General features: G+C 69.9%; 10 protein-coding genes and 1 tRNA gene. 5 read left to right on the forward strand and 6 right to left on the reverse strand.

Translation table 11 applies throughout. From position 1 onward, the window contains the following. Positions 1–37: 37 nt before the first annotated feature. The 5 genes from ALLO2_RS01620 to ALLO2_RS01640 all read right to left on the reverse strand — a co-directional run bounded on the left by ALLO2_RS01620 (position 38) and on the right by ALLO2_RS01640 (position 6,140). The gene (locus tag ALLO2_RS01620; protein WP_023840675.1) at positions 38–661 is read right to left on the reverse strand and encodes a heat shock protein transcriptional repressor HspR; all 624 of its coding nucleotides are present in this window, start codon (positions 659–661) and stop codon (positions 38–40) included. Then, complete coding sequence (locus ALLO2_RS01625; RefSeq protein WP_035729157.1) at positions 658–1,848, reverse strand: DnaJ C-terminal domain-containing protein; 1,191 nt, start codon at positions 1,846–1,848, stop codon at positions 658–660. The genes ALLO2_RS01620 and ALLO2_RS01625 overlap by 4 nt, the downstream gene beginning before the upstream one ends. A 102-nt stretch (positions 1,849–1,950) precedes the next feature. Then, positions 1,951–2,766 (reverse strand): nucleotide exchange factor GrpE, encoded by an 816-nt coding sequence (grpE, locus tag ALLO2_RS01630; protein ID WP_035729159.1) that lies wholly within the window; start codon positions 2,764–2,766, stop codon positions 1,951–1,953. Continuing rightward, positions 2,763–4,592, reverse strand: coding sequence for a molecular chaperone DnaK (gene dnaK, locus ALLO2_RS01635; RefSeq protein WP_023840676.1), 1,830 nt, complete (start codon positions 4,590–4,592; stop codon positions 2,763–2,765). The genes grpE and dnaK overlap by 4 nt, the downstream gene beginning before the upstream one ends. A gap of 318 nt (positions 4,593–4,910) precedes the next feature. Then, a complete protein-coding gene (locus ALLO2_RS01640) occupies positions 4,911–6,140 on the reverse strand; it encodes a nuclease-related domain-containing protein (RefSeq protein ID WP_035729369.1) in 1,230 nt (409 codons plus the stop codon). Positions 6,141–6,800: 660 nt separating this feature from the next. On the opposite strand from ALLO2_RS01640, the gene ALLO2_RS01645 reads away from it, so the two are divergent. Then, positions 6,801–9,020: a (Fe-S)-binding protein gene (locus ALLO2_RS01645; RefSeq protein ID WP_035729161.1), complete on the forward strand. Its 2,220-nt coding sequence runs from the start codon at positions 6,801–6,803 to the stop codon at positions 9,018–9,020. 79 nt (positions 9,021–9,099) lie between these two features. Here the strand turns inward: ALLO2_RS01645 and dcd are convergent, their stop codons facing one another. Beyond that, entirely contained in the window at positions 9,100–9,699 is a 600-nt protein-coding gene (dcd, locus tag ALLO2_RS01650; RefSeq protein WP_011438703.1) for a dCTP deaminase, read from the reverse strand. 177 nt (positions 9,700–9,876) lie between these two features. On the opposite strand from dcd, the gene ALLO2_RS01655 reads away from it, so the two are divergent. The 4 genes from ALLO2_RS01655 to ALLO2_RS01670 all read left to right on the forward strand — a co-directional run bounded on the left by ALLO2_RS01655 (position 9,877) and on the right by ALLO2_RS01670 (position 14,353). After that, entirely contained in the window at positions 9,877–10,638 is a 762-nt protein-coding gene (locus ALLO2_RS01655) for a beta-phosphoglucomutase family hydrolase (RefSeq protein WP_035729163.1), read from the forward strand. After that, positions 10,635–13,049 carry a glycoside hydrolase family 65 protein gene (locus ALLO2_RS01660; RefSeq protein WP_011438701.1) on the forward strand — a complete coding sequence of 805 codons (2,415 nt, stop codon included), beginning with the start codon at positions 10,635–10,637 and terminating at the stop codon, positions 13,047–13,049. Before ALLO2_RS01655 ends, ALLO2_RS01660 begins: the two co-directional genes overlap by 4 nt. Positions 13,050–13,127: 78 nt before the next feature. Beyond that, positions 13,128–13,201, forward strand: a tRNA-Gly gene (locus ALLO2_RS01665). A gap of 153 nt (positions 13,202–13,354) precedes the next feature. Beyond that, a complete protein-coding gene (locus ALLO2_RS01670; protein ID WP_232234820.1) occupies positions 13,355–14,353 on the forward strand; it encodes a PIG-L deacetylase family protein in 999 nt (332 codons plus the stop codon). Positions 14,354–14,388 lie beyond the last annotated feature (35 nt).

Raw genomic sequence — 14,388 nt, forward strand, 5'->3', positions numbered from 1 at the left:
ACCTCCCGCATCCGTTCGCCGGCTCCGCCCCGGCCGGTCAGCGGCGGGGCAGCGGCCGCCAGACCACGAGCGCGCCGCGATCCACCGGGACGAGGTCACGCCGGTGACTGGCATGCGCCTCGGCCACCGCGCGGTCCGCGTCGGCGCGGGACCGGGCGAGCTCCTCGGTGAGCTGACGCACCTGCGCCTGCAGCGCCATCACCTGGGCGCTCAACCGGAGGATCTGCTTGACCCCCTCCAGGTTGACGCCTTCCTCCTGGGACAGTCGCTGCACCTCGCGCAGCAACGCCACATCCCGGGCGGAGTAACGACGCCCCCGCCCGGCCGTGCGCCCAGGCGTGACCAGCCCGAGCCGGTCGTAGGACCGCAGGGTCTGGGGATGCATCCCGGCGAGCTGCGCGGCGATCGAGATGACGTAGACCGGTGCGTCCTCGTCGTGGGCCGGACCCGGCAGCGGGCCGGCGGGGTAGTAGCCCTCCGGTCGAACCTCGGTGTCCGGCCGAACCTCGGTGTCCGGCCGAACCTCGGTGGGGGACGCCGCCGGCCCCCGCTGGAGCTGCCGTTCCCCTGTTCGCCCTGCCCCCATTGTTCGCCCTGTTCCCGTCGCTCGCCCACGCCGGGCGGGCGGCGGGTCGGATGTGCGGTTCGGCCGCCCGGTCATCCGCCTGCCTCCATCCGTTCCATCAACGGCGCCCGTGGGTCCTCGGGATGGGCCTGGGCGAACTCCAGCAACGCCGTACGTGCCCGTGGCGAGAGATCACTCGGCTTCGGTACCGTCNCCTCGAGGGTGACGATGAGGNCCCCGTNCCCGCCTCCGGCTGTGGGGACACCCCGCCCGCGGGCCCGCAGGCGTCGACCGCTGGAGGTCCCCGCCGGCACCTTCATCGTGAGCGGAGCACCGTCCAGGGTCGGCACCCGTATCGATGCGCCGAGCGCGGCCTCGGTGATCGTCACGGGGAGAGTAATCGCCAGGTTGCTCCCCTCCCGCTCGAACACCGGATGGCGCAGCACGTGCACCGTCACCTCGAGGTCGCCGGCCGGTCCGCCCCGTTCGCCGGGTATACCACGCCCCCGGACCCGCAGCCGCTGTCCGTCGCTCACCCCGGCTGGGATGCGGATGCGCTGCTCACGCTCACGCCGGCCGGTGCCCCGGCAGTCCGGGCAGGGATGGTCGATCAGGGTGCCCTTGCCCAGGCAGTCGCGGCAGGGCTCGGAGAGCGCGAAGCCACCCTGGGAGCGGGAGACCACACCTAGCCCACGGCAGGTCGGGCAGGTGCGCGGCGTCGTGCCGGGACGCGCCCCGCTGCCGGTGCAGGTGGTACAGGTCGCGGCCCCGGGAAGCCGGACCGACGCCTCCAGGCCGGTCAGCGACTTCTCGAAGGGGATCGTGACCTCGGCCTCGATGTCGGCACCCCGACGCGGACCGCGTCCGGGTGACGACCGCTGGAACAGGTTGTCGAAGATGCCGCCGAGGCCGCCGTTCGCCCCCCCGAGAAGGTCGTCGAGGTTGAGGTTCGGCCCGCTGCCGTAGCCCGTGCCGGGCGCGCCGAACCCGCCGTAACCCCCGGCTCGGCCAGGCCCGCCGAAGCCGCCGCCGGGACGACCGCCGGCCGCGAACAGCGCGCGGGCCTCGTCGTACTCCCGTCGACGGCCCTCGTCCGAGAGAACGTCGTAGGCCTCGGAGACCTCCTTGAAGCGCGCCTCGGCCTTGGCGTCCCCCGGGTTCTTGTCGGGGTGCAGCTCACGGGCCAGCCCGCGGTACGCCTTCTTGATGTCGGTCGCCGAGGCGTCCTTTGGAACGCCGAGAGCGGCGTAATAGTCCTTCTCGACCATGTCGCGAACACTCACGGCGCCCCTCCTTCCCTCATGATGTCGTCCGCGCGAGGCGGTGGCCCGCCGTGTCCGTCAGACCCCGGCTCGCGGACGGCCGGACGGNCCTGGCNCCCCTTTTCAGCCGGCGCTGACAGNGGGCCCGCCGTTGTCCGGGCCGGGCACACTGCCCGTGTCATCGGGGACCGATGTCGGCCGATCCGGCGGTCCGCCTGCCTGGCCCGGGCCGCTCCCCGGCACCTCGCCGGCCCCGGCGACGACCTCCGCCTCGACCGGCTGATCGACGATCTCGTCCACCTCGCCCGACGGTTCCGCGACCGACACCTGCGCGGGCCGCAACACCTTGCCCGCGTGCAGGTAACCCGCCCGGAAGACGTCCACGCAGGTCGGCCCGCTCACGTCCGACCGGTAGGAGTGCATCAGGGCCTCGTGGACCGACGGGTCGAACTCGTCGCCCTTCGCCCCGTAGCGCTCCAGCCCGGTCGCCTCCAGGGCCGCCTCCAGGGCCTCCGCGATCGCCTTGAACGGGCCTTCCAGATCGCCGTGGTCACGAGCCCGGCCGATGTCGTCGAGGGTCGACAGCAGACTCGCCAGCAGTTTCGCCGTCGCCTGCTCGCCGATCTGCTGACGGTCTCGCTCGACCCGCCGACGGTAGTTGTCGAACTCGGCCTTCAGGCGCTGCAGGTCCGCGGTCCGCTCGGTGACCTGCTGGCGCAGCGACGCCACGAGCTCACCGTCACCCTCACCCGCCGGGACTCCGGCGGGTGGAACCTCCGTGGCCGTCGGGCCGGGAGGCGCGGCCGCCTCCGGCCGGACCTCGCCGCTCTCCGGATCGATCCGGCGCCGGTCCCGCACCACCACCGGGGGCTCTTCGGCCTCGTCCCGGCCGTCGGGCCGAGACGAACCCCACCAGTCCGCGGCCTGGCCTGAGGTCACTTCTTGTCCTCCTCATCCACGATCTCCGCGTCGACCACGTCGTCGTCGGCTGCTCCGGCGCCGCCGGAGGCACCCGCGCCCTCCTGGGCGGCCTGCGCGTACATGGCCTGGCCCATCGCCTGGCTCGCCGCGGCCAGCGCGTCGGCCGCCTCGCGGATCGCCGCCGTGTCGGTGCCGGCGACGGCGCCCCGCAGCGTGCCGAGCTTCTCCTCCACGTCGCTCTTCACCGCGGCGTCGATCTTTTCGCCGTTCTCGGCGAGGAACCGCTCGGTCGAGTAGACGAGCGTCTCGGCCTTGTTGCGGGTCTCGGCCTCCTCCCGGCGCCTGCGGTCCTCCTCGGCGTACTGCTCGGCGTCGCGGACCATGCGGTCGATGTCGTCCTTCGGCAGCGCCGAGCCGCCGGTGATGGTCATCGACTGCTCCTTGCCGGTGCCCAGGTCCTTCGCGGACACGTGCACGATGCCGTTCGCGTCGATGTCGAAGGTGACCTCGATCTGGGGCATGCCCCGCGGGGCGGGCGGCAGGCCGGTCAGCTCGAACATGCCGAGCTTCTTGTTGTAGGCGGCCATCTCGCGCTCGCCCTGGAAGACCTGGATCTGCACGGAGGGCTGGCTGTCCTCGGCGGTGGTGAAGATCTCCGAGCGCTTGGTGGGGATCGTGGTGTTGCGCTCGATGAGCTTGGTCATGATCCCCCCCTTCGTCTCGATGCCGAGCGAGAGCGGGGTGACGTCGAGGAGCAGGACGTCCTTGACTTCGCCCTTGAGCACGCCGGCCTGCAGCGAGGCGCCGACGGCGACGACCTCGTCCGGGTTGACGCCCTTGTTCGGCTCCTTGCCCCCGGTCAGCTCGCGGACCAGCTCGACGACGGCGGGCATCCGGGTGGAACCACCGACGAGGACGACGTGGTCAATGTCGCTGACCTTGATCCCCGCGTCCTTCACCGCCTGCTGGAAGGGGTGCCTGCAGCGGTCGATGAGGTCGGAGGTCATCCGCTGGAACTCGGCGCGCGACAGCGAGACGTCGAGGTGCAGGGGACCCTCGGCCGACGCGGTGATGTAGGGCAGGTTGATCGCGGTCTGGGTGGACTGCGAAAGCTCGATCTTCGCCTTCTCGGCGGCCTCCCGCAGCCGCTGCAGGGCCATCTTGTCCTTGCCGAGGTCGACCCCGTGCTGGCCGTTGAAGGTCTTGATCAGGTGGTCGGTGATGCGCTGATCCCAGTCGTCACCACCGAGGTGGGTGTCACCGGAGGTGGACTTCACCTCGACGACACCGTCGCCGATCTCCAGCAGGGAGACGTCGAAGGTGCCGCCACCGAGGTCGAAGACCAGGATGGTCTGCTCCTTCTCGCCCTTGTCCAACCCGTAGGCGAGGGCCGCGGCGGTCGGCTCGTTGACAATCCGCAGGACGTTGAGCCCGGCGATCGTGCCCGCCTCGGTGGTGGCCTGACGCTGGGCGTCGTCGAAGTACGCCGGGACGGTGATGACCGCGTCCGTAACCGTCTCACCGAGGTAGGACTCGGCGTCCCGCTTCAGCTTCTGCAGGATGAACGCGCTGATCTCCTGGGGCGTGAGATCCTTCGCGTCGACCTTCATCTTCCAGTCGGTGCCCATGTGGCGTTTGACCGACCGGATGGTGCGCTCGACGTTCGTCACCGCCTGACGCTTGGCGACCTCGCCGACCAGGACCTCGCCGTTCTTCGCGAAAGCCACGACCGACGGGGTCGTCCGGGAGCCCTCGGCGTTGGCGATCACCGTGGGTTCGCCGCCCTCGAGCACGCTCACGACGGAGTTCGTGGTGCCGAGGTCGATACCGACCGCTCGTGCCATGTCTGTGTGCCTTTCGATCATGTCGGTGGCGCCGATCAGACGGGCGCACCGACCTCGTGGGGATGGAACCTGTCGGTGAACCGAGGCTTGAGGATCACTCCGGGACGCCTCGGTTCCGCCAACGTTAAGTCAGGTCGGTGTATTGAGTCGCTCTGACTCATGATGACGGCTCCCATCATAGCCCGACAGAGGTGAGCCTGACACGCTCAACTTTATGTGTGGCCGGGAAATTCCCGCCAGCGTCGCCGGGCGGGACCGGAAGGGGAGCCGGCGGGAGGAGCCGGCAGGGCGTGGAATGGGAGGTGGAACGGGAGAGCGTCAGCTTCCGGCGGGTGGCTGCGGGGCCGAGCCACCCGCGGCATCGTCGCCACCCGCGGCACCGTCGCCGGGCGCCTGGCCGGCGTCGGGGTCCGTCGTCTCCCGGGGCGGTCGGACGGCGGCCAGGATGCGCCCGCGGCGGGCCCCCGGGCGTGGCCGTCCGCCCGCGCGTGATCCGAGCCGGGGAACCGGCCCCATGCCGGCAGCCGACGGACCGTCCGGCCCGCCGCTCGTGGCCTCGCCGGCGCCCGCCCGGCCGGGAACCGCGAGTGGCATTCCGGTCCGGTTGATGAGGTCGGCCTGCCGGCCCAGGTCGGACTCGATCTGGGCGAGCCGGTCGAGCATCTCGGAAGCGTCCCCGTCGCGCTCACGGATCGTGCGCAGCGCATCCATCAGGGTCAGCCACTGGTCCCGACCGACGGTGATCTGTTCGGCGAGGCGGTTGGCCGAGTAGGCCGGAAACAGCCGTTCCGTGGCGGCGACGATCTGCTGGACCTCACCGGGGTTGAGTCGGCCGGGCTTGCGCCGGATGTAGTTGACGACGTCCTTGATGCTGATGATCGTCACTCCGTCGAGGGCGCCGTCGCTCCACAGGACGTTGGCCTCGACCATCACCAGGATCGGACTTATCGGGATCTTAAGCATCGGCAGTGCCGCGCGGATCTGGTTGCGGACCTCGCCACCCAACCAGGCGGTGCGGTCGATCGGGGGTTTGAGTGACTCTCCGTCACAGGTCGCCCCACCCTTCTTGTACCGCACGGTGCCCTTGTTGTTGTCGCTGCTGAGCACCATCACCCCGCCGGGCCCGACCAGGAGGTGACCGATGGTCGCCTCGGAGTAGGGGACGGCCCGGTCGTGCAGGATGACGTACCCTTGGCGGCGCAGCCGGGCGATGGCGCGCGCGGTCCTGCGCTCCGCCTCGGCCCCCTCGCGCAGCGACTCGACGTCGGGGGCGGTCCCGAACGAGGCGATCACGATCCCGGCCGGCCAGGCGATGAAGACCAGCAGGAACACGACGACCGCGACCGTGGGCAGCCCTAGGCCGAAGCCGATGACGAGGGCGAGAGCGAGTCCTACCAGGGCCGAGCGCACCGCGGTGCGGGGTACCTCGCGGCTCAGCTTGTCCCGCCGCACGAGTGCCTGGTTTTCCCTGGCCCGGAGGTACTCCGTCTGCAGGGAGTGTCCAGGGCGGCCGACTCGGGTCATCGTCGGCCGGGTGATCGTCGCCATCGTGCCCACCATGTTCGCAGGGTCGTCGTTCGCGGAGTTGTCGTTCGCGGAGTTGTCGTTCGCGGGGTCGTCAACGTCGGTAGGGCCCGTCCGCCGGAGCACGCCGGGCGTCGTCGCGGCAGCGCTGGCACCGGGCCCAGGCACAACGTGAAGGTGGCGAGCACCGCGGGACACACGATCGCCCGGTCACCGTGGGCGAAGGCTGTCCTTATGGTGCGTCGAAGCACCTGCCGGCACAAGGGTTGACCTCGTCGGCCCGGGAGGCTCCCGGCGGGGGAGCGACGTTCCGGGATGGCGGGATCCGGGGCGCCGTGGTAGTCGTGACGGTGCGAGGCGTTGCGTGTCGGTTGGGCATCTGCCGCTGAACGTAGCAGTCCCGTGCACCTCGCGCGGACGATCGGGCCTTCGGACCCCCTATATCGGGCCGCTCGGACCACGTCGTGGCAGGGTCGACGGTGAGCGGGTTCGCTGTCGGCCTCATAGTGCCCCTACGTCCGGGGTGGGGACCCGGACAGACGGGTTGGCCGGGAGGTTGGGACCGGACCCGCCCATACGGTGGCGCGGGCCACTTGTCCGGGTGGCGTGAGCCACTCGTCCCATACGTTGCTGGTCGGTACGAGCAGGCTCGCCCGCGATAGTGGGTGCCAGATGGAGGATGCTGTGAGAATTGCGATCGGTGGAGCGATCACGCTGATTGCTCTCGCGGTTGCCGGGCGTCGGGTTTTCTGGCTGTTCCGGCTGATCGGGTCCGGCCAGCCGGCCGAGGGCCGGCTCGACGACCTGCCGACCCGCGTCTGGACGGAGATCAGCGAGGTCGGGGGGCAGCGCAAGCTGCTGAAGTGGTCGGTGCCCGGGGCGGCCCACTTCTTCACCTTCTGGGGCTTCACGATCCTGCTGCTGACCGTCATCGAGGCCTACGGCGGCCTGTTCGACGACGACTTCCACATCCCGGGATTCGGGCACTGGGCGGCCATCGGCTTCCTCGAGGACTTCTTCGCCGTGGCGGTCCTCGCCGGCCTGGTCGCCTTCACGATCATCCGGTTGAAGAACGCCCCGGCGCGGCTGGAGCGCAAGTCGCGATTCTACGGCTCGCACACCGGGCCGGCCTGGGTCANCCTCGGCCTGATCACCGCCGTTATCGTGACGCTGCTGCTCTACCGTGGTGCCCAGTACAACACCGGCAACCTCCCGCAGGGCCAGACGAAGTGGGCCTTCGCGTCCTACGCTGTGAGCCGCATCTTCTCCGGTCTCTCCCACGATGTGAACGAGGGCATCGAGACGGCCTTCCTGCTGCTCAACATCGCGGTGATCATGGGCTTCTCGGTGCTGGTGGTCTACTCGAAGCACCTGCACATCGGCCTGGCCCCGATCAACGTCGTGCTCAAGCGCCAGCCGGTGGCCCTCGGCCCGCTGGCCACCACTCCCGACATCGAGAAGCTGATGGAGGAGGACGAGCCGGTCGTCGGCGTCGGCAAGGTCGAGGACTTCTCCTGGAAGGCCATGCTCGACTTCGCCACCTGCACCGAGTGCGGGCGGTGCCAGAGCCAGTGCCCGGCGTGGAACACAGGCAAGCCGCTGTCGCCGAAGTTGTTGATCATGGATCTGCGTGACCACCTCTTCGCCAAGGCGCCCTACCTGCTGTCCACCGAAGGCGCGGCGGAGGGTGAGGAGGCGCCGAAGGCGGTCACCGGGATCGCCGAGGACGCCTCCGCCTCCCACACCGTGCACCACGTGCCCGAGTCCGGCTTCGGCCGGGTGCCGCAGCCCGGTCAGCCGCAGGTCGACCGGCCGCTGGTCGGCACCGAGGAGGAGGGCGGGGTCATCGATCCCGACGTCCTGTGGTCGTGCACCAACTGCGGCGCGTGCGTCGAACAGTGTCCGGTGGACATCGAGCATGTCGACCACATCGTCGACATGCGTCGCTACCAGGTGATGATCGAGTCGGCGTTCCCGTCCGAGGCCGGCGTCATGCTGCGCAACCTTGAGAACAACGGCAACCCGTGGGGCGTCTCGCCGCGGACCCGCACCGAGTGGACCGAGGGCCTGCCCTTCGAGGTGCGTGTCCTCGGCGACGGTGAGCAGATCCCCGACGACGTCGAGTACCTGTACTGGGTCGGCTGCGCCGGGGCGATCGAGGACCGCGCCAAAAAGGTCGCGCGGGCCTTCGCGGAGCTCCTGCACACTGCCGGGGTCGAGTTCGCGATCCTCGGTACGAACGAGTCCTGCACCGGGGACCCGGCGCGCCGGCTCGGCAACGAGTACCTGTACCAGGAGATGGCCAAGGCGAACATCGAGCTGCTGAACGCCACGGGCGTCAAGAAGATCGTTGCCACCTGCCCGCACTGCTTCAACAGCCTCGCCCGGGAATACTCGGCCCTCGGCGGTCAGTACGAGGTCGTCCACCACACCCAGCTGCTCGGCAAACTGGTCGAGGAGCGCAAGCTGGTACCGGTGACCCGGGTGGAGTCGTCGGTCACCTACCACGACCCCTGCTTCCTCGGGCGGCACAACAAGGTCTACACCCCGCCGCGGGAGATCCTGGCGGCGATTCCGGGCATCCGGGGCCAGGAGATGCACCGCTGCAAGGACCGCGGCTTCTGCTGCGGTGCCGGCGGCGCGCGGATGTGGATGGAGGAGAAGATCGGTAAGCGGGTCAACGTGGACCGGATGGAGGAGGCCCTCGGCCTCGACCCGGACGTCGTGTCCACCGCCTGCCCGTTCTGCATCGTGATGCTCACCGATGCCGTCACCGAGAAGAAGCTGAGCGGCGAGGCGAAGGACGGTGTCGAGGTACTCGACGTCTCCCAGCTCCTGGCCCGTTCGCTGGCGCCGTCGGCGCCAGCGGCTCCGACCGAGGCGTCCGCCGAGCCTGTCGGCTAAATTGCGTCCCTGCCTTTCCAGAGGGATAAATCGGACATAAAACCCTCTGGAAAGGCGAGGAAGCTGAAAGACAAGGAAGTCAGCCTGGGGGGATCTCCCCGTTCGGGACCGGTGCGCGGGTGAAGTCCCGGTAGGCCCTCGACGGGGTCGGGCCGCGCTGACCCTGGTAGCGCGAACCGTAGATGGTCGAGCCGTACGAGTGCTCGGCCGGCGAGGACAGCCGGAACAGGCAGAGCTGGCCGATCTTCATGCCGGGCCAGAGTTTGATCGGCAGCGTCGCCACGTTCGACAGTTCCAGCGTGACGTGCCCGGAGAAGCCGGGGTCGATGAAGCCCGCCGTCGAGTGCGTGAGCAGCCCGAGCCGGCCGAGACTCGACTTCCCTTCCAGCCGGCCGGCGAGATCGTCGGGCAGGGTGACGATCTCCAGCGTCGAGCCGAGGACGAACTCGCCCGGATGCAGGACGAACGGCTCGTCGCCCTCCGGGGCGATGAGCTCGGTGAGATCCTCCTGCTCAAGAGAGGGATCAATGTGGCTGTACCGGTGGTTGGCGAAGACCCGGAACCAGCGGTCCAGCCGTAGATCGATGCTGGACGGCTGGATGAGGCCAGGGTCGTGGGGGTCGAGACGGATCCGGCCCGTGGCGATCTCGGTCCGGATGTCCCGGTCGGACAACAGCACGTCCCGGACGTTAGAGCATGAGCGGTCGATCTTCACCGTCCACCCGGAGGAGGATGGGGCCGCGTGGAAGAGTGAGACGGAGCGTGACCCGGGTAGGAGGCACGTGGCCGGTCGATGAATACCCGGTCGGACGGGTGCCCCCGGGGAAGGCTGGGGCGGAAGGGACAGGCGGGACGGATGCTCGGGCTACCCGATCACATCGAGGCATGTCTGTTCGACCTGGATGGCGTGCTGACGAACACCGCGACGATCCACGCGGCCGCGTGGAAAGAGACGTTCGACGATTTCCTGGAGAACTGGGCCAAGCGGTCGGGAGAGCCGTTCGTCCCCTTCGACCTCGAGCATGACTATGTCGAGTACGTTGACGGCCGGCCCAGGANCGACGGTGTGCGAGCCTTTCTCGACGCCCGTCACATCAGGCTTCCCGACGGAACACCGGACGACCCGCCGTCCGCGCTCACCGTGCATGGGCTGTCCAACCGGAAGAACTTCCTCCTGCTGGAACGGATTCGGAGGGACAGCGTGGACATCTATCCCGGCTCGGTGACGTATCTGCNGGAACTGGCCACGCGGGGGATCCCCCGCGTGGTCGTCTCCTCCAGCGCCAACTGCGCCGAGGTGTTGAAGGCGACTGGGCTTGACGCCCTCGTTGACGGAGCGGTGGACGGCCTCGTTGCCGCCCGTGACCACCTCGCCGGAAAGCCCGCGCCCGACACCTTCCTCGCCGGCGCCCGGCTGCTCGGGGTGCCGCCGCGGCGGGCGGCGGTGTTCGAGGACGCCCTGGCCGGCGTCGAGGCGGGGCGGGCCGGCGGGTTCGGCTGGGTCGTGGGGATCGACCGGGTGGGGCACGCCGCCGCGTTGCGCGCCCACGGGGCCGACATCGTGGTGAACGACCTGGCGGACCTGCTCGGCCACGGCTCCGGGCCCGGCCCCGAATGATCGACAAAGCGTCCTATCTGATCGAGTCGTGGTCCATCCAGGAGTCCGGTCTCGACATCTCCGATCTGGGCCGCTCCGAGTCATTGTTCGCCCTGTCCAACGGCCATATCGGGCTCCGGGGAAACCTCGACGAGGGCGATCCGCACGGCCTGCCGGGCACCTACCTGAACTCGGTCCACGAGCTGCGGCCCCTGCCCTATGCCGAGGCCGGCTACGGATATCCAGAGTCCGGCCAGACGGTCATCAACGTCACCAACGGCAAGGTGATCCGTCTACTTGTCGACGACGAGCCGTTTGACATCCGCTATGGCGATCTGCGGTCGCATCAGCGGGCGATCGACTTCCGGGAGGGCGTGCTCCGGCGGGACGTGGAATGGGTCTCGCCGGCGGGGCAGACTATCCGGGTGCACTCCGAGCGGCTGGTGTCGTTCTCGCAGCGTTCCATCGCGGCCGTGTACTACGAGATCGAGCCGGTGGGCGACCCGGCGCGGGTCGTCATCCAGTCGGAGCTGGTGGCCAACGAGCAGCTGCCGGCCTGGCACGGTGACCCGCGGGCCGCGTCCGCGCTGGAGTCGCCGCTGCGATCCGAGCGCCATCGGGCGAGCGGCACGATGGTTGAGCTCGTCCACATCACCCACCGCAGCGAGATCCGTGTCGCCGCGGCCATGGACCACGAGTTTGCCGGGCCGGACTCGCTGGGTGTCTCCTCGGAGAGCGAGCCGGACGCCGGCCGGGTGACGGCCACGGCGGTACTCGCCCCGGGCGAGAAGCTGCGGATGGTCAAGTTCATCGCCTACGGCTGGTCGGAGCAACGGTCCCTGCCGGCCCTCAGAGACCAAGCGGCCGCGGCGCTGGTCGCAGCGCGGCAGACCGGGTGGCCCGGTCTCGTCGCCGAGCAGCGGCAGTACCTGGATGCCTTCTGGAAGCGGGCCGACGTCGAGGTCGACGGCGATCCGGAGGTGCAGCAGGCCGTTCGCTTCGCGCTGTTCCACGTCCTGCAGGCCGGATCGCGGGCCGAGCGGCGGGCGATCCCGGCCAAGGGCCTGACCGGCCCCGGCTACGACGGGCACGCCTTCTGGGACTCCGAGTCGTACGTGCTCCCCGTCCTGACGTACACCGCGCCCGACGCGGCCGCCGACGCGCTGCGCTGGCGGTACGCGACTCTGCCGCTGGCCAGGGAACGAGCCGATCTGCTCAATCTGAAGGGCGCCGTCTTCCCCTGGCGCACCATCCACGGAGAGGAGTGCTCCGGATACTGGCCAGCCGGGACGGCCGCCTTCCACGTCAACGCCGACATCGCCGACGCGGTCGCCCGCTACGTCACCATCACCGGGGACGAGCGGTTCGAGCGCACGGTGGGGCTGGAGATCCTGATCGAGACCGCCCGGCTGTGGCGGTCGCTGGGACATCACGACCTCGACGGCCGCTTCCGGATCGACGGTGTCACGGGCCCGGACGAGTACTCGGCCATCGCCGACAACAACGTCTACACGAACCTGATGGCGCAGCGGAACCTCGTGGCCGCGGCGGACGCCGCCCGCCGCCATCCCGACCGGGCCGCCGAGCTGGGCGTGGACGCCGAGGTCACGGCGTCCTGGCGGGACGCGGCCGAGAACATGTTCATCCCCTACGACCCCCATCTCGGCGTCCATCCGCAGTCCGAGGGATTCACCGAACACCAGGTCTGGGACTTCGCGAACACCGCGCCCGAGCAGTACCCTCTGCTGCTGCACTTCCCGTACTTCGACCTCTACCGCAAGCAGGTCATCAAGCAGGCGGACCTGGTCCTGGCGATGCAGCGCCGGGGTGACGCCTTCACGATGGACGAGAAGATCCGCAACTTCGCCTACTACGAAGCTCTGACGGTTCGGGACTCGTCACTGTCGGCATGCTCCCAGGCGGTGCTGGCCGCTGAGTGTGGGCACCTGTCGCTCGCCCATGACTACCTGCGCGAAGCCGCCCTGATGGATCTGCATGACATCGAGCACAACACCGGAGATGGGCTGCACATGGCCTCCCTCGCGGGAAGCTGGATCGCCCTCGTCGAGGGCTTCGGTGGGCTGCGTGACGGCGGTGAGGTGATCTCGTTCGCGCCGCGGTTGCCCGAGGGACTGACCAGGCTGGCCTTCGGGCTCTGTGTCCGCGGGCGGCACCTGCGGGTGGAGGTCTCCGACTCGACGGCCGTCTACACCGTCCCCGCGGGGCCGGCGATGACGTTGCTGCACCACGGCAAGACCGTCCGGGTGGTTCCCGGCCAGCCGGTCAGCATGGAGGTCCCGCCGACGCCCGTCCTGGAACGGCCGAAGCAGCCCTCGGGCCGGGAGCCGCTGCGCTTCCTGCGCCTGCCCGGGACCGGCGGCCGTATCGGTCCTACCGGCCCTAGCGGTTCCGTCAACAGCATCGACGGCTGACTCCGGACGCGCCGGACGCGCCGGACAGCCCGGGGCCCCACCCGACCCGGTCCGTCCGGTACGATGCGAATGCGCTACGCGGGCGTAGTTCAGAGGCAGAACACGAGCTTCCCAAGCTTGCAACGCGGGTTCGATTCCCGTCGCCCGCTCCACTCTGGGAGACGTGTGTCAGACGGGGTCTGACCAGGTCTTTTCGCCATGTCTGCTGGGGCCGAACCCGGCGAAGAACTGCCCTGCGCCCATCGGCGTCTCGTGAACGAACATGGCGAGGACCTGCGGGAACACCACCCGAGGGCGGAATGTCGGTGGCGGTCGCTACAGTGAGCGCGGCCACGGCGTCGATCTCGGATCGCGTCCGCTGGCCGGTGTTCGCCGCCATACGGGAGGTCGACGGGATGAACGTGGCGAAGGTGGTCCGGCGGGTGATCCCGGGTGATCCGGAGACGGTGCGCGACCGGGTGATGGTGCCGGCGCGGTCGCTGTGGCGCCGGGCCTGGACCCGGCGAGGCATCGACATCACCTCGTCCATGACGACGAGGTCGTGTCTCGTCGTCGCACCACACCCCGACGACGAGACNCTGGGCTGCGCGGTGGCCATCATGCGTAAGCGGGCCGCCGGCACCCCGGTCACGGTGGTGATTGTCAGCGACGGCTCCCGCGCGGAGCCGGTGACGCTCCCGCCAGCGGAGTTGATCGAGGTGCGCAAGGCGGAGACTCGCCGGGCCTGCACCCTGCTGGACGTTGACGAGTCCGACGTGCGCTTTCTTGGTTTCCCCGACGCCGAGCTCTCCGACCGGATCGACGCCATCGCCGCGCGGCTCACCGAGCTCATCGAGACCCTCGCGCCCGAGCAGATCTTGGCGCCGACCTCGTGCGAGGGGCACCCGGACCACGACGCGACCAACGAGGCGGTGCGCCGAGCGGTCGCCACCACCGGNTATCGCGGCCAGGTGCTCGAATACACCGTCTGGTTCTGGACGCACTGGCCCTGGACCTTGGGTTACGGGACGGCGGGCTGGTCGGCTGAGCGTCTGTTCGTCCAGCCGGTCCGCCGGTTGCGGGAACGCCGCCCGCTGCTCGTGGACGCCCGCGGTTTCCGGGCGCGGCAGCGCAGGGCCCTCGCGGAGCACGCCACCCAGGTGGGGGAGGACGACGCGGCGTCCGACGCCGCCACCCCGGTGACCGGCTCCCTGCTCGCGACCCTGGGGAGTCCGTACGAGGTCTACGTCGCCGCGGGGGCGCTGCGGCACCTCGACTTCGAGCGGCCGTGGCGGGCCGGTCACCAGGTACGGGGCAGCCGGTAGTCAGCCTGCGAGCGCCACCTCAGGGCCGGGTGCCA

Source organism: Frankia sp. Allo2 (genome assembly GCF_000733325.1).
Classification (GTDB): domain Bacteria; phylum Actinomycetota; class Actinomycetes; order Frankiales; family Frankiaceae; genus Frankia; species Frankia casuarinae.

Excerpts from the sequence above, each read along its gene's own strand:
- ALLO2_RS01660 (WP_011438701.1), top strand. The coding sequence starts at position 10,635 with ATGATCGACAAAGCGTCCTATCTGATCGAGTCGTGGTCCATCCAGGAG.
- ALLO2_RS01620 (WP_023840675.1), bottom strand. The coding sequence starts at position 661 with ATGACCGGGCGGCCGAACCGCACATCCGACCCGCCGCCCGCCCGGCGT.
- dnaK (WP_023840676.1), bottom strand. The coding sequence starts at position 4,592 with ATGGCACGAGCGGTCGGTATCGACCTCGGCACCACGAACTCCGTCGTG.
- ALLO2_RS01640 (WP_035729369.1), bottom strand. The coding sequence starts at position 6,140 with ATGGCGACGATCACCCGGCCGACGATGACCCGAGTCGGCCGCCCTGGA.